Origin of the sequence: Pseudomonas sp. IPO3747, from assembly GCF_013385245.1 — a bacterium.
GTDB classification, from domain to species: domain Bacteria; phylum Pseudomonadota; class Gammaproteobacteria; order Pseudomonadales; family Pseudomonadaceae; genus Aquipseudomonas; species Aquipseudomonas edaphica.
Genome location: NZ_JACAQL010000017.1, coordinates 32,908 through 48,213 on the forward strand (window position 1 = coordinate 32,908; position 15,306 = coordinate 48,213).

General features: G+C 61.7%; 11 protein-coding genes. All 11 read right to left on the bottom strand.

Translation table 11 applies throughout. The features are described from left to right. Window positions 1–29 precede the first annotated feature (29 nt). Window positions 30–305: a peptidylprolyl isomerase gene (locus HX790_RS20415; protein ID WP_010564624.1), complete on the bottom strand. Its 276-nt coding sequence runs from the start codon at window positions 303–305 to the stop codon at window positions 30–32. 43 nt (window positions 306–348) lie between these two features. Continuing rightward, on the bottom strand, window positions 349–2,886 hold the full coding sequence (locus tag HX790_RS20420; protein ID WP_176992020.1) for a PAS domain-containing protein: 2,538 nt from the start codon (window positions 2,884–2,886) through the stop codon (window positions 349–351). A 137-nt stretch (window positions 2,887–3,023) separates the two neighbouring features. After that, a complete protein-coding gene (locus tag HX790_RS20425) occupies window positions 3,024–4,982 on the bottom strand; it encodes an acetoacetate--CoA ligase (protein ID WP_176992021.1) in 1,959 nt (652 codons plus the stop codon). A gap of 161 nt (window positions 4,983–5,143) precedes the next feature. Beyond that, window positions 5,144–5,917, bottom strand: a complete 774-nt coding sequence (gene hbdH, locus HX790_RS20430) for a 3-hydroxybutyrate dehydrogenase (RefSeq protein ID WP_176992022.1) — start codon at window positions 5,915–5,917, stop codon at window positions 5,144–5,146. 7 nt (window positions 5,918–5,924) lie between these two features. Then, the gene (locus HX790_RS20435; RefSeq protein WP_099489563.1) at window positions 5,925–7,316 is read right to left on the bottom strand and encodes a GntP family permease; all 1,392 of its coding nucleotides are present in this window, start codon (window positions 7,314–7,316) and stop codon (window positions 5,925–5,927) included. Between the two features lie 289 nt (window positions 7,317–7,605). After that, window positions 7,606–9,012: a sigma-54-dependent Fis family transcriptional regulator gene (locus HX790_RS20440; protein ID WP_176992023.1), complete on the bottom strand. Its 1,407-nt coding sequence runs from the start codon at window positions 9,010–9,012 to the stop codon at window positions 7,606–7,608. 101 nt (window positions 9,013–9,113) lie between these two features. Beyond that, window positions 9,114–10,685 carry an ABC transporter ATP-binding protein gene (locus HX790_RS20445; RefSeq protein WP_017136941.1) on the bottom strand — a complete coding sequence of 524 codons (1,572 nt, stop codon included), beginning with the start codon at window positions 10,683–10,685 and terminating at the stop codon, window positions 9,114–9,116. 10 nt (window positions 10,686–10,695) lie between these two features. Beyond that, complete coding sequence (locus HX790_RS20450; protein WP_043050504.1) at window positions 10,696–11,718, bottom strand: ABC transporter permease; 1,023 nt, start codon at window positions 11,716–11,718, stop codon at window positions 10,696–10,698. Continuing rightward, complete coding sequence (locus HX790_RS20455) at window positions 11,718–12,776, bottom strand: microcin C ABC transporter permease YejB (protein WP_069788428.1); 1,059 nt, start codon at window positions 12,774–12,776, stop codon at window positions 11,718–11,720. The genes HX790_RS20450 and HX790_RS20455 overlap by 1 nt, the downstream gene beginning before the upstream one ends. Beyond that, entirely contained in the window at window positions 12,776–14,638 is a 1,863-nt protein-coding gene (locus tag HX790_RS20460; protein WP_017136939.1) for an extracellular solute-binding protein, read from the bottom strand. The genes HX790_RS20455 and HX790_RS20460 overlap by 1 nt, the downstream gene beginning before the upstream one ends. Before the next feature lie 130 nt (window positions 14,639–14,768). Beyond that, window positions 14,769–15,050: a peptidylprolyl isomerase gene (locus HX790_RS20465; RefSeq protein WP_010210937.1), complete on the bottom strand. Its 282-nt coding sequence runs from the start codon at window positions 15,048–15,050 to the stop codon at window positions 14,769–14,771. Between the last annotated feature and the right edge of the window lie 256 nt (window positions 15,051–15,306).

Genomic DNA, 15,306 nt, shown 5'->3' on the forward strand with positions numbered 1-15,306 from the left:
GCCTGCGATAGCGGTCCTGAGCCAACCCCTCAGTCGCGGTAAAACACCTGCACCAGGTGGTAACCAAACTTGCTCTTGATCGGCCCGTGCACCACCTTCACCGGCTTCTTGAAGATCACCGCATCAATAACTCCCACCATCTGCCCAGGCCGCACTTCACCCAAATCACCGCCGCGCTTGCCGGAGGGGCAAGTGGAGTACTTTTTGGCCAGCACATCAAACGCTTCGCCCTTGGCAATGCGCTGCTTGAGCTGTTCGGCTTCTTCACTGGTTTTCACCAGAATATGACGGGCTTGGGCTTTCATAAGGTTCTACCAGGTGTGCGACGGCGCGCGATTATGCCTGAACTCATTCGTCGACGTTGATCATGCTGCGGATTTTAGTCGCCAGCAGATCAATGGAAAACGGCTTGGCCACCATGTCCATGCCGTCCTCCAGGAAGCCCTGGCGCTCGGCGGCTTGTTCAGCGTAACCGGTCATGAATAATACGCGCAGGCCCGGCCGGTGCTGACGGGCGATTTCGGCCAGTTGCCTGCCGTTCATGCCCGGCAGGCCGACATCGGTGACCAGCAGGTCCACGCGCAGGTCCGATTCCAGCAGCGGCAGCGCGGTGCGCGCATCTGCCGCCTGGTGAGCGGTGTAGCCCAGCTCGGCGAGCACATTGACCACCAGCATGCGCACCGCCGGGTCATCCTCGACCACCACCACCGCTTCACCGGCGAGTGCCAGCGGCGCTTCGCCCAAATGCGGCGGCAGGTTGCTTTCCAGCGCGGTGCCGTGCAACCGCGGCAGGTACAGGCGCACGCAGGTGCCCTGGCCGGGTTCGCTTTGGATGGTCACATGGCCGCCGGATTGCTGGGCAAAGCCGTAGATCATCGACAACCCCAGGCCGGTGCCCTGGCCGATGGGCTTGGTGGTGAAGAACGGGTCGAAGGCCTTGGCGAGAATCTTCGGCGCCATGCCGGTGCCGTTGTCGCAGACGCCGAGCATCACGTAGTCGCCGGCCTTGACCGGCTCCAGCGTGGTGATGTCGGTGCCGTCCAGGTAACTGTTGGCAGTTTCGATGCGCAATTCGCCGCCGTCGGGCATCGCGTCGCGAGCATTGATCACCAGGTTGAGTAAGGCGTTTTCCAGCTGGCTGGCATCGGTGTTGACCGGCCAGATATCTTTGCCCAATTGCACCTTGAGCGTGATATGCGCGCCTTTGGTGCGACGGAACAAATCTTCCAGGGACGCCACCAGCTCGTTCGGGTCCAGTGGCCGGCGGTCCAGCGATTGGCGGCGTGAGAAGGCCAGCAGCCGGTGGGTGAGGGCGGCCGCGCGATGGGCGGACGACACGGCCGCATCGGTAAAACGGCCGATTTCGTCGCTGCGCCCGGCGGCGATATAGCGCTGCATCAAGTCCAGGCTGCCGATAATGCCGGTGAGCATATTGTTGAAGTCATGGGCGATACCGCCGGTGAGCTGGCCGACCGCTTCCATTTTTTGTGCATGGCGCAGTGCGTCTTCGGCGCGCTCACGCTCGAACATCTCGTTTTGCAGGCGCTGGTTGGCCTCGGCCAATGCCTGGGTGCGCTGGGCCACGCGTTCTTCAAGGTTTTCGTTGAGGTGGCGCAGGGCTTCTTCGGTGAGTTTGCGTTCGGTCTCATCGATCACAAAAATGTAGAAACCATTCACCGAGCCGTCATTGCTGAAGCGCGGCAAGTACTTCATCAGCGCATGGCGCGGCCGACCATCGCGGTGCGGGGTGATGGTCATGAAACTGCAGGCCTTGCCGCGCAGCGCGGCGTCGATCTTGTCCGCGCGCCCGGCATACACCTCGTCGCCGAGTACTTCGCGGATGCTTTTGCCGTACAGCTCCTGGGGCGTCATGCCGTACCAATCGAGGTAGGCGCTATTGTTGAGGCGAAAGCGCTGCTCGTGGTCGACATAACCGATCAGCACCGGCATGGCGTTGATGATCAGTTGCAGCTCGGTCTGGCTTTGGCGCAGCGCCTGTTCGGTCTGCTTGCGCTCGGTCAGGTCCAGCGCGGCCCCCAGGAAACGCGCCGGGCGGCCTTGGTGGTCCTTGTAGCAGCGGCCGCGGGCAAACACCCAGCGCACCTCGCCATCGGCCTGCAGCAGGCGGTATTCCTCGGCGTATTCGGTGCCGAAGGTGATGCAATGCTTGATGCTGCGCGCGACCATGCCACGGTCTTCGGGGTGAACGCCGTGCAGGTAGTCGCTGATGGGGAGCAGGCCGGCGTCGTGCGGGTCGACACCGTGCAAGTGGGCAAAGTGGGCGTCGGCGATAAAGCGGTCTTCGCCGATATCCCAGTCCCAGGTGCCCACCGCATCGGTTGCCGCCAGTGCCAGTTGCAGGCGTTGTTCGCTGTTGTGCTGGGCCTTGAGGCTGTCTTCGGAGCGCTGTTGCAGTTCGAGGGTTTTGCTGCGCCGCTCGTTGGTCTCGATGGCGGTGACCAGAATCCCGGCCACGCTGCCGCCTTCGTCGCGCACCGGGCTGTAGGTCAGGTCGAGCCAGATTTCGGTGTCGCGGTTATTGCGTTGCAGCACAAAGCGCTGTTCGCTGAAGGTGCGCACCTGGCCGCCGAGCACCGCGTCGTAGATCGGCGCAGTAAAACTCTCAAGCTCCGGCCAGGTGTCATGGGCCGGTCGGCCCAGCGCCTCGGGATGCTTGTTGCCCGCGAGCACGGCGAAGCTGTCGTTATAGAGCTGGGTAAGCTGGCTGCCCCACAACAGCAGCATCGGCATCGGTGAATGGACGACGATATCGACGGCTGTGCGCAGGCTTTGCGGCCAGTCATCGGCCTCACCGAGCGGGCTTTGCGCCCAGTTCAGCCGCGCAATCAATGCGGCGGCTTCGCTACCGGTGGATGTTCCATTCATGAAAAAGCCCTGCACCTGACACTTTGAAATACGACAACAGCCGATTATCCCGCGAGACGGGAACGGCTGACTACCCCTCGAAAAATAGCATGCATTGAGGGGTTGTCTTCAAATCAGTGCGTCAGAGCTGAAACCTTTCATCCGTCCGCCAGCTCAGGGCGGTTGCGAAACTGTTCCAGCGCCTGCGGGTTTGCCAGGGCATCGGTGTTTTTGACCGGCTCGCCATGCACCACATTACGCACCGCCAGCTCGACGATCTTGCCACTAATGGTGCGCGGTATGTCGCTGACGGCGAGGATCTTCGCCGGGACATGGCGCGGCGTGGTGTTGGCGCGGATCACCTGACGAATCTGCTGCTCCAGCGCGTCATCCAGCGTGATGCCTTCGTTGAGCCGCACAAACAACACCACCCGCACATCGTCCTGCCAGCGTTGGCCGATGGCCAGGCTTTCCAGGACCTGCGGGACTTTTTCCACCTGGCGATAAATTTCTGCGGTGCCGATGCGCACACCGCCGGGGTTGAGCACCGCGTCGGAGCGCCCATGAATCAGCAGGCTGCCATTGGGGCGCTGCTCGGCGTAGTCGCCCTGGGCCCATACGCCGGGGAACTGGCTGAAATACGAAGCCCGCAGTTTTTTCTGGTCGGGGTCATTCCACAGGCCAATCGGCATGGCCGGAAAGTGCCGGGTACACACCAGCTCGCCTTTTTCCCCGACCAGCGGCTGGCCCTGGTCGTCCCACACTTCGATGGCCATGGCCAGGCTCTTGCACTGCATTTCGCCGCGCCGCACCGGCAGCACCGGGTTGCCGATCACAAAGCAGGAGACGATATCGGTGCCGCCCGACATTGACGACAGGCACAACTCGGCCTTTATCTCGCGGTACACATAGTCGTAACTCTGCGGCGACAGCGGCGAGCCGGTTGAAATCAGGCCTTTGAGGCTGCCCAAATCGTGGCTCAGGCGCGGTTGCAGGCCAGCCTTTTCCAGGGTGGCGAGAAACTTTGGGCTGGTACCGAATACGCTGATTTTTTCCGCGTCGATCAGGTCGATCAGCCGCTCGGGGCCGGGGTGAAACGGCGAGCCGTCATACAGCACCGCCGTGGCACCCAGGGCCAGCACTGACACCAGCCAGTTCCACATCATCCAGCCGCAGGTGGTGTAGTAGAACAGGCAGTCTTCGCGCGACAGGTCGGCGTGCAAGCCGTGTTCCTTGAGGTGGGTGAGCAGCACGCCGCCGGTGCCGTGGATGATGCACTTGGGCACGCCCGTGGTGCCGCTGGAGTACAGGATATACAGCGGATGATCGAACGGCACCGCGGCAAATTCAGGCTCGCCGCCGGGTTGGTAGAAGTCGTTCCACAGTGCGACCCTGGCGTGGGTGCGGTAGTCCTCGACGCGCGCCTGGGGCCGGGCATACGGCACGATGATCAACTGTTCCAGGGACGGCAGGCGTTCGAGGATTTCATTGAGTTTGGTGCTTTGGTCGATGTTTTTGCCGGCGTAGCGGTAGCCCGCGCAGGTGATCAACACTTTGGGTTCTATCTGGCCGAAACGGTCGATCACGCCTTGGGTGCCGAAGTCCGGCGAGGAGCACGACCAGATCGCGCCCAGGCTGGTGGTGGCAAGCATGCCGACCAGGGTTTGCCAGGTGTTGGGCATGCACGCAGCCACGCGGTCGCCCTGGGTTACACCGGCCGCCCGCAAGCTGCGCTGCAAGCCTGCGACATGCTCGGCCAGTTCGGCATAGGTCAGTTGTTCGCGCTGGCCCTCTTCGCTGACCGCCACCACCGCCGGGTGAGCATCCCGACGGCGCAGCAGGTGTTCGGCAAAGTTCAGGGTCGCGCCTGGGAACCACTCGGCGCTGGGCATTGCCGCGCCTTCGATCAGTGTGGTGCTGGGCGGGTTGCGAAAGTGTACGTCGAAAAAGGACACGATCGCCTGCCAGAAGGCTGGGCGCTGGTCGATGCTCCACTGGTGCAGGGCTGGGTAGTCGCGCAGCTGCACGCCGTAGTGTTGGTTGATGAAGCGCCGGAACTGGTCCATTCGCGTGTTGGCGATGCGTTCGGGGGAGGGTTGCCAGAGGATCTCGGACATTTGCGCAATCTCTTGTTTTTGTACAAAACCTCCAGCCAACACAGGTCGAAACTGTGGGAGCTGGCTTGCCTGCGATAGCGGTGGGTCAGTTAGCTCATTGGTTACTGACCCACCGCTATCGCAGGCAAGCCAGCTCCCACATGTGATCTTCAGTGCCTGATTTACTGGGCCAGCCAACCACCGTCGATGTTCCACGCGGCGCCGCGCACTTGGGCGCCAGCTTCACTGCACAGGAACAACACCAACTCACCCAGCTGCGGCGGCGTCACAAACTCCAGCGACGGCTGTTTTTCCGCGAGTAAATCATGCTGCGCCTGCTGCGGATCAATGCCCTTGGCCGCGCGATCATCAATCTGCTTTTGCACCAGCGGCGTCAACACCCAGCCGGGGCAGATGGCGTTGCAAGTGACGTTACCGGTGGCGGTCTCCAGGCCCACCACCTTGGTCAGGCCGATGACACCGTGTTTGGCCGCCACATAGGCGGCCTTGCCCACCGAGCCGACCAAGCCATGCACCGACGCGATATTGACGATGCGCCCCCAGCCCTTGGCCTTCATGCCCGGCAGACTCAAGCGCGTGCTGTGGAACACCGACGACAGGTTGATCGCGATGATCGAATCCCAGCGCTCCACCGGAAAGTCTTCCACGGCCGCCACGTGCTGAATGCCGGCGTTGTTGACCAGAATGTCGACGCCGCCAAACTCGCGCTCGGCGTAGGCAAACATGTCGGCAATTTGCGCCGAGTCGCTGACGTCGGCCGGGTGATGCCCGACCTTGCCGCCAAACGCCTGCACCTGGGCGATCACCGCGCTGGCATCGCCAAAACCGTTGAGGATCAGGTTGGCACCGGCCTTGGCCAGGCTCAGTGCGATGCCCAAGCCAATGCCGCTGGTGGAGCCGGTAACCAGGGCGGTCTTGCCATTCAAAGTCGTCATGAAAACCTCACACAATGCCGGTGGCGTAGAAAGTACCGATCACCACGAACACCGCGAGGGTCTTGATGATCGTGATGCCGAAGATGTCCTTGTAGGCTTCGCGGTGGGTCAACCCGGTGACCGCGAGCAGCGTGATGACCGCGCCGTTATGGGGCAGGGTGTCCATGCCGCCACTGGCCATGGCCGCAACCCGGTGCAGCACTTCAAGGGGGATATTGGCCGCATGGGCCGCCGAAATAAAGCTCTCGGACATGGCCGCCAAGGCGATGCTCATGCCGCCGGAGGCAGAGCCGGTGATACCGGCCAGCAGGGTCACGGTAATCGCTTCGTTGACCAGCGGGTTGGGGATGCCCTTGAGCCAGTCCGCCAGCACCAGAAAGCCCGGCAGCGAGGCGATCACCGCGCCAAAGCCGTATTCCGAGGCGGTGTTCATGGCCGCCAGCAGCGCGCCGCTGACCGCGCTTTTACTGCCTTCGGCGAGTTTGCTTTTGATCGCCGACCAGCCGAACACCAGCACCATGACGATGCCCACCAGCAACGCCGCCTGCACCGCCCAAATCGCCGTGAGCTTGGCGATGTCGGTGGTCACCGGCGCGCTCATGCCCGGCAGGCTGAGGCTGTGGGTCTTGCCGTACCACTGCGGGATCCAGTGGGTGAACAGCAGGTTCATCACGCCCACCAGAATCAGCGGGGACAGCGCGACCCACGGGTTGGGCAGCGCCAGGTTGTCGGCGGTTTCCGGCTCGTTGCGCAGCTCGGTGCCATAACCTTCACCGGCACGTTGTGCCTTGTTGCGCTGGCGCGCCAGGTAGAGCATGCCGGTGCAGAACACGAAGACCGTGCCGATCAAACCCAGCCACGGCGCTGCCCAGGCGGTGGTGTTGAAAAAGGTGCTGGGGATGATGTTCTGGATCTGCGGCGTGCCGGGCAGGGCGTCCATGGTGAACGAAAACGCACCGAGGGCGATGGTCGCCGGGATCAGGCGCTTGGGAATGTTGCTTTGGCGGAACATCTCCGCCGCAAACGGGTACACCGCAAACACCACCACAAACAGCGACACGCCGCCGTAGGTGAGCAGGGCGCAGACCAGCACAATCACCAGCATCGCCTGGCGCGTGCCAAGCAAGCGGATGGCGGCGGCCACAATCGAGCGCGAAAAGCCCGACAGCTCAATCAGCTTGCCGAACACCGCGCCGAGCAGGAACACCGGGAAATACAGTTTGATGAAGCCGACCATTTTCTCCATGAACACCCCGGTAAACGCGGGGGCGACGGCGGACGGGTCGGTGAGCAGCACGGCGCCGAGGGCGGCGATGGGGGCAAACAGGATCACGCTGTAGCCACGGTAGGCAGCCAGCATCAGCAGCGCGAGGGCTGCCAGGGCAATGATCACACTCATGGTGTGTCTCCAGATCGAATTGTTATTTTTGTGGGGATGGTGCGTTGGAGAGGGGCTATAGCGAGATGTGTGCCAATTGACTAAGTTGTTGAAATATATAGATATTATTATTTTGTGCGGGTGCAATTCTTGAGATTGTCTCTTTTTTGAGACTGACAAGGATCAAAAGTGGGGGCTGGCTTGCCTGCGATAGCGGTGGTTCAGTTCAATAGGTATTGACTGATGGGCCGCTATCGCAGGCAAGCCAGCTCCCCCGGTGGACTGTCTTTGTTTTTGGAATTGTGTCTATTTATTGAGACTCGCTCATGTCCAATGCCACCATTTTTTTGTACAGGGTCGATCTACCCAGCCCCAACCGCTTGGCGGCTTCCACCACATTGCCTTCACAGGCCTTGAGTGCCGCCGCAATCACCTCCCGATCAAAGCGCTCCCGCGCCGCCGCAAATGTCTCGCCCTCGACCGTCTCCACCCGCCCACGGGCCACCGGGCTGAACGTGCCGATCGCCGCGCGAATCTCTTCGGCATCCAGCACCAGGTCATCACTCAACAACGCCGCGCGTTCCAGTACGTTGCGCAGTTCACGGATATTCCCCGGCCACGCGTGCTGCGCCAGCAACGCCAAGGCTTCGCGGTCAAGCTCATGCTGGCTGCGCAACTCTTCAAGAATCGCCTCGCTCAACGCCGGAATATCTTCCAGGCGCTCACGCAACGGCGGCACCTGGATCGGCAGCACGTTCAGGCGGTAATACAAGTCCGCCCGGAATTCGCCGCGCTTGATCGCCGCTTCCAGGTCCATGGACGTGGCGGCAATCACCCGCACATCGCTGTGCACCATTTCGTTGGAGCCCACCGGCTCGTATTCCTTTTCCTGCAACACCCGCAGCAGTTTGCTTTGCAGCGGCAGTGGCATGTCGCCGATTTCATCGAGGAACAGCGTGCCGCCCTGGGCGATTTGCAACTTGCCGGGGCGGCCCTTGCGGTCGGCGCCGGTGAAGGCGCCCGGTGCGGTGCCGAAGAACTCGGCTTCGAGCAGGTCGCCGGGAATGGCCGCGCTGTTGATGCTGACAAATGCTTTATGGGCGCGCGTTGATGCGCCGTGGATGGCCTGGGCCAGCAACTCTTTACCGGTGCCGGTTTCGCCCAGCAGCAACACGGGCGACTCCGCACTCGCACTGCGTCGTGCCCGGCGTTTGACTTCCAGGCTGGCGGCGCTGGTGCCAATAAAATGCGCGAAGTTGTATTTGCTCTGGCGCGAGCGCAGCAGCGAACGGGTGGAGGCCAGCTCCTGCTGCATGCTCAGGTAGCGCTCGATCAGCGGCGACAAGTTGCGCAGCTCATCGAACAGCGCAAATCCAATCGCGCCGATCACCACGCCTGCGTCATCGTGGATCGGCAGGCGCATCACCACCAGCGGGCCTTTGGGCGTGTCCTGGATATCCAGCAGAATCGGCTGGTCGTTGCGCACCACCTGGCGTAACAGGCTATTGGAAATCACCTGCTCGCACGGCTGGCCGATGGCTTCATCGGCGCTTTTAAGACCAAAACGTTTGGCGTAGCGCTCGTTCATCCACACGATATTCGCGTCGCGATCGACAATCACCGTGCCTTCGCTGGACTGCTCGATGATCTCGAACAGCGACTGGATGGCCAGGCCGCGAACCTGCTGGTAGTCCTTGAGGCTGTCGCTGATGTTCATGCTCACACTGCCAACGCAAAATATGATTGGAATACGGTCCTGTGGGAGCTGGCTTGCCTGCGATGGCGTCCTCAAGATCGCCATCGCAGGCAAGCCAGCGCCTACAAGGGAATGTGCGCCGCCGCCAGCAGCTCTTTGGTGTAGGGATGTTGCGGCGCGTCGAACACCACATGGCTCGCGCCGCGCTCCACCACCTTGCCGTCCTTGATCACGATCATGTCGTGGGCCATGGCCCGCACCACCGCCAGGTCGTGGCTGATAAACAGATAGGTCAGGCCGTATTTTTCCTGCAGTTCACGCAACAGCGCCACCACTTGTTTCTGCACGGTGCGGTCGAGGGCTGAGGTCGGTTCATCCAGCAGCATCAGCGCAGGCTTGAGCACCAAGGCGCGGGCGATCGCGATGCGTTGACGCTGGCCACCGGAAAACTCATGGGGGTAACGATGACGGCTGGCGGGGTCGAGGCCCACGTCCTTGAGCACCTGGATCACTTGCGCATCGCGGTCGGCCAGGCTGCACGGCGCGTGCACTTCCAGGCCTTCGCTGATGATCTGTTGCACCGACATGCGCGGGCTGAGGCTGCCGAACGGGTCTTGGAACACCACCTGCATCTGCTTGCGCCATGGGCGCATCTGCTGGTTGTTCAGCGGGTCGAGGGCTTCACCCTGAAAACGGATACTGCCGGTGGAATCGAGCAAGCGCAGGATCGCCTGGCCGAGGGTGGATTTGCCCGAGCCGGACTCGCCGACAATCCCCAAGGTTTTGCCGCGCTGCACGCTAAGGCTGATGCCGTCGACTGCGCGTAGCCAGGTTTTGCGCCTGAACAGCCCGCCGCCGAGGGGGAATTGCACGCTCAGGTCGTCGACTTGCAACACCGTCTCACGTTCATCACTGCACAGCGCATCGCCGGACGGCTCGGCATCCAGCAGCAGGCGGCTGTAGGGGTGTTGCGGCGCAGTGAACAGCGTCTCGCAGTCGGCCTGCTCGACAATCTCCCCGGCGCGCATTACACACACACGCTGGGCAATGCTGCGCACCAGGTTGAGGTCATGGCTGATCAGCAGCAGCGACATGCCCAGGCGTTGTTGCAACGACTTGAGCAGCAGCAGGATCTTGCGCTGCACGGTCACGTCCAGCGCGGTGGTGGGTTCGTCGGCAATCAGCAGCTCCGGCTCGCAGGCCAGGGCCATGGCGATCATCACCCGCTGGCGCTGGCCGCCGGAGAGTTGATGCGGGTAAGCCTTGAGGCGCTCCTGGGGTTTCTGGATGCCCACCAGTTCGAGCAGCTCAAGAATGCGTGACTGCGCCGCCTTGCCGCCCAGGCCCTTGTGCAGCAGCAGGGTTTCGCCGATCTGTTTTTCGATGCTGTGCAGCGGGTTGAGCGAGGTCATCGGCTCCTGGAAAATCATCGCAATACGGTTGCCGCGCAGCTTTTGCAACGTGGCCGTCGACGCGCCGATCAGCTCCTGGCCGCGATACTTCACCGAGCCTGTGGTGTGCGTGCCCGCGTCTGGCAGCAATTGCAGAATCGAGTGGGCGGTTACCGACTTGCCCGAACCCGACTCGCCGACCAAGGCCAGGCATTCGCCAGGACGCACGTCCAGGCACAGTTTGCTCACCACGGTCTGGCCGCTGAAGGCGACGCTGAGGTCGCGGATCTCGATCAGGTTCATACGCAATTACTCATGAGCGTGGGTCGAAGGCATCACGTAATGCCTCGCCGATAAAGACCAGCAGCGACAGGATCAGCGCCAAGGTGAAAAATGCCGTCAGGCCCAGCCAGGGCGCTTGCAGGTTTTGCTTGCCCTGAGCAATCAGTTCGCCCAGGGACGCGCTGCCGGCGGGCATGCCGAACCCGAGAAAATCCAGGGCGCTCAAGGTTGAAATTGCCCCGGTCAAGATAAACGGCAGGTAGCTCAAGGTGGCGGTCATGGCGTTGGGCAGGATATGCCGGCGAATGATCTTGCCATCGCCCAGGCCCAGGGCGCGTGCGGCCTTGACGTATTCCAGGTTGCGCCCGCGCAGGAACTCGGCGCGCACCACGTCCACCAGGGCCAGCCAGGAAAACAGCGCCATGATCCCCAACAGCCACCAGAAATTCGGTTCGACAAAGCCGGACAAAATGATCAGCAGGTACAGCACCGGAAGTCCGGACCACACTTCCAGAATGCGCTGACCGAGCAGGTCGACCCAGCCGCCGTAATAGCCCTGCAAGGCGCCGGCGGCGATGCCGATGGCGGCACTGATGGCGGTGAGTGCCAGGGCAAACAGGATCGACACCCGTGCGCCGAAGATGACCCGCGCCAGCACATCGCGGGATTGATCATCGGTGCCCAGCCAGTTCACCGCCGAGGGCGGGCTGGGGGCAGGGCGGGTCAATTCGTAATTGGGTGTGTCGTCGCTGAACGGGATCGGCGGGAACAGCATCCAGCCGCCGTCCTGCTTGATCAGCTTTTGCACGTAGTCACTGCGGTAGTCGGCCTGGAAGGGCAACTGGCCGCCGAACTGTTGCTCGGTGTAGCGCTTGAACACCGGGAAATACAGCTCGTTCTTGAAGCTCAGCACCAAGGGTTTGTCATTGGCGATCAACTCGCCGCCCAGGGTCAGGATAAACAGGCCGATAAACAGCCACAGCGACCACCAGCCACGGCGGTTCTTCTTGAAGCGCTCGAAACGCCGACGGGCCACCGGAGACAGATTAAGCATCAGGCGTTCCTCGCGGCGAAGTCGATACGCGGGTCCACCAGGGTGTAGCAGAGGTCACCGATGAGTTTTATCAAGAGCCCGAACAGGGTGAAGATAAACAACGAGCCAAAGACCACCGGGTAGTCGCGGGATACGGCGGCTTCGTAGCTCATGCGGCCCAGGCCATCGAGGGAAAAGATCACTTCGATCAACAGGGAACCGGCAAAAAACACGCTGATAAATGCCTGGGGAATCCCCGAGATCACCAGCAGCATGGCGTTGCGAAACACATGGCCGTAGAGCACCCGGCGTTCACTCAAGCCCTTGGCACGGGCGGTGACCACGTATTGGCGCGTGATTTCATTCAGGAATGAGTTTTTGGTGAGGATGGTCAGCGTCGCGAACCCGCCGATCACCAGGGCGCTGACGGGCAACACCAGGTGCCAGAAGTAGTCGGCAATTTTGCCGATTGTGCTGAGTTCGTCGAAGTTCTCCGAGACCAGCCCGCGCACCGGGAACCAGTTCAGCGAGGTGCCACCGGCGAACAGCACGATCAGGAACATCGCAAACAGGAAGGCCGGCATCGCATAACCGATGACAATCGCGGTGCTGCTCCACACGTCAAAGCTGCTGCCGTGGCGCACGGCCTTGCGAATCCCCAAGGGGATCGACACCAGATAGGTGATCAAGGTGGCCCATAAACCGAGGGAAATGGTCACCGGCATTTTTTCCAGGATCAGGTCGATCACGCTTTTGCCGCGAAAGAAGCTGTTACCGAAATCCAGTTGGGCGTAGTTCTTGAGCATCAGCCACAGACGTTCCGGCGCGGGCTTGTCGAAGCCGTATTGCTTTTCGATGTCCTTGATCAATTTGGGGTCCAGGCCACGGCTGGCGCGCGAGCCGTTGACGGCTTCGCCGCCACCACCGCCAATGCCGCCGCCACCGATGCCTTGCAGGTGGGCAATGGCCTGTTCAACCGGGCCGCCGGGCGCGGCCTGCACGATCACGAAATTGACCAGCAGGATGATCACCAGCGTGGGGATAATCAGCAGCAGGCGCCGCACGATATAGGCAAACATCAGCGCGTTCCTCCGCGTTTTTTCAGCTCGGCGTTCATTTGCTCATTCGTCAGTGGTGTGGGGCTGATTTCCCACCAGGTTTCCAGCGCTTCGTCGTTCTTGGCCTCGATGGCCGGGCGGCCGAAGCGATTCCACCACGCGGCCGAGGTGCCGGGCGGGTAGTAGTTGGGGATCCACAGGTAATTCCATTGCAGCACGCGGTCCAGGGCATGGGCATAGGTGAGCATCTGTGCCTGGGTGTTGGCTTTGACCAGCCCGCTGATCAGGGTATCGACGGCGGGGTCTTTGAGCACCATGTAGTTGTTCGCACCAGGGTCGTAGGCGGCCTGCGAGCCGAAGTAGTTGTACAGCTCCATGCCTGGCGACGTGGTGACCGGGAAGCCGATGACGATCATGTCGTAGTCGCGGGCCATGATGCGGTTGACGTACTGGGACGAGTCTATGCGGCGGATATTCAGGGTGATGCCGATCTGCGCCAGGTTGCGCTTGTACGGCAGCAACAGGCGCTCAAGGCCGGCCTGGGCATTGAGGAAGGTGAACTCCAGTGGCTCGCCGTCGGCGTTGACCAGCTTGTCGCCCTTGGGTGTCCAGCCGGCGGCTTCCAGCAGTGCCAGGGCTTGCAGCTGTTTGTCACGGATCATGCCGCTGCCGTCGGTGACCGGCGCCTTGAACACCTGGGTGAACACTTCGTCCGGCACCTGGCCGCGCAGTGGCTCAAGAATCGCCAGTTCCTCTGGGGTCGGCGGTTGGCTTGCAGCCAGCGGGCTGTTGGAGAAGAAGCTCTGCTGGCGGATGTACATATTGCGCATCATCTGCCGGTTGGCCCATTCGAAGTCCCACAGCATCGCCAGCGCCTGGCGCACGCGGCGGTCCTTGAACATCGGTTTTTGCACGTTGAACACGTAGCCCTGGGCCGGTTGCGGCATCTCCTTGGCCAAGTGCGCACGTTGCAGGCGGCCATCGTCGAGGGCCGGGCCGTTGTAGCCGATGGAGTAGCCCGTAGCGGAGAACTCGCGGTTGAAGTCATAGGCGCCGCCACGCAGCACCTGTCGGGCCACCTCGGTGTCGCCGAAGTACTCCAGGCTCAAGTGGTCGAAGTTGTACAGGCCCCGGCTGACGGGCAAGTCCTTGCCCCACCAGTCGGGGTCGCGGGTGAAAGTGATGGTGCTGCCGGAGTCGATTTTGCTGATTTTGTACGGGCCGCTGCCCAGCGGCGCTTCGTAGCCGCCACCGTTGGCGAAGTCGCGGGTTTTCCACCAATGCTCGGGGAATACCGGCAGGGTGGCGATATCCAGAGGCAGGGTGCGGTTTTCATTGCTGGAAAAGTCGAAGCGCACCTGGCGCTCGCCTTCGACTTCGACGTGTTTGACGTCGGCGAACAGGGTGCGAAAGCGCAGGCTGCCTTGGGTCATCAGCAGGTCGAAGCTGTAGCGTACATCTTCGGCGGTGATCGGCGTGCCATCGGCAAAGCGTGCCTTGGGGTTGAGGTAGAAGCGCAGCGACAGGCCGTCGTCGGCGCGTTCCATTTTTTCAGCGACCAGGCCGTAAACGGTGTAGGGCTCATCCAGGGAGCGCTGGGCCAGCGGGGCGTAGAGCCAGCCGTCGACCTGGGAGACGCCGATGCCTTTGTCTATGTACGGCAATACATGGTCGAAGCGCCCGATTTCGATGGCTGAGCGTCGCAGGCTGCCGCCTTTGGGCGCGTTGGGGTTGGCGTAGTCGAAATGGGTGAAGCCGGTGGGGTACTTGGCCGGTTCGCCGTATACCGTGAGGTAGGTTTGCGGGGCCGCGATCACGGCGGTGCTGGCCAGTAGCAGGGCCAGGGTGGAGCTGAAGAGTTTTGTGGAAAAAACCAATCGCATTATCAGCCTTGAGCGCCGGGTGAACAGTAATAGGGATTTGTACGTTAACGGCTTATGGGTTGCCAGTCACTTGATGCACAACGGCCCACCAAAAGGCGGGCCGTTGTTTATAGCATTAGTGCAGGCAGGATCAGTCCTGGCGGCTGGTGACTTCCAGCAGGTGGTAGCCGAACTGGGTTTTTACCGGGCCTTGCACGGTGTTGACGGGGGCGCTGAAGACGACGGTGTCGAATTCCTTGACCATCTGGCCTGGGCCGAACGAACCCAGGTTGCCACCGTCGCGGCTGGATGGGCAGCTGGAGTTGGCTTTGGCGATTTCTGCGAAATCGGCGCCGCCTTCGATCTGGGCCTTGAGTTCGTTGCACTTGTCTTCGGTGGAAACGAGGATGTGGCGGGCGGTGGCTTTGGCCATGGGGGTAACTCCTTGAAGTAAAAAGGGTGAGCCTACCGGATTCAGGTGGTTTTTTGTTGGCAAAGTTCCATCTTGTGGTGGGTTGGGTTGGGTTGGGTTGATTGAGTACATATCCGTTGCTGCGGTAACGGCCACTTAGGGTTCCGCCCTTACGGCGGGTCACTTTTGGCAAACGCCCCAAAAGTAACCAAAAGGTCTTCGCCCCACCACTTGGTGCCTCGCCTAGGCTCGGCATGCCCTCACTCCGGCTTGAATC

Coding starts and splice junctions, on each gene's coding strand:
- hbdH (WP_176992022.1), bottom strand. CDS start 5,917: ATGACGACTTTGAATGGCAAGACCGCCCTGGTTACCGGCTCCACCAGC.
- HX790_RS20450 (WP_043050504.1), bottom strand. CDS start 11,718: ATGCTTAATCTGTCTCCGGTGGCCCGTCGGCGTTTCGAGCGCTTCAAG.
- HX790_RS20420 (WP_176992020.1), bottom strand. CDS start 2,886: ATGAATGGAACATCCACCGGTAGCGAAGCCGCCGCATTGATTGCGCGG.
- HX790_RS20465 (WP_010210937.1), bottom strand. CDS start 15,050: ATGGCCAAAGCCACCGCCCGCCACATCCTCGTTTCCACCGAAGACAAG.
- HX790_RS20435 (WP_099489563.1), bottom strand. CDS start 7,316: ATGAGTGTGATCATTGCCCTGGCAGCCCTCGCGCTGCTGATGCTGGCT.
- HX790_RS20440 (WP_176992023.1), bottom strand. CDS start 9,012: ATGAACATCAGCGACAGCCTCAAGGACTACCAGCAGGTTCGCGGCCTG.
- HX790_RS20425 (WP_176992021.1), bottom strand. CDS start 4,982: ATGTCCGAGATCCTCTGGCAACCCTCCCCCGAACGCATCGCCAACACG.
- HX790_RS20455 (WP_069788428.1), bottom strand. CDS start 12,776: ATGTTTGCCTATATCGTGCGGCGCCTGCTGCTGATTATCCCCACGCTG.
- HX790_RS20445 (WP_017136941.1), bottom strand. CDS start 10,685: ATGAACCTGATCGAGATCCGCGACCTCAGCGTCGCCTTCAGCGGCCAG.
- HX790_RS20415 (WP_010564624.1), bottom strand. CDS start 305: ATGAAAGCCCAAGCCCGTCATATTCTGGTGAAAACCAGTGAAGAAGCC.
- HX790_RS20460 (WP_017136939.1), bottom strand. CDS start 14,638: ATGCGATTGGTTTTTTCCACAAAACTCTTCAGCTCCACCCTGGCCCTG.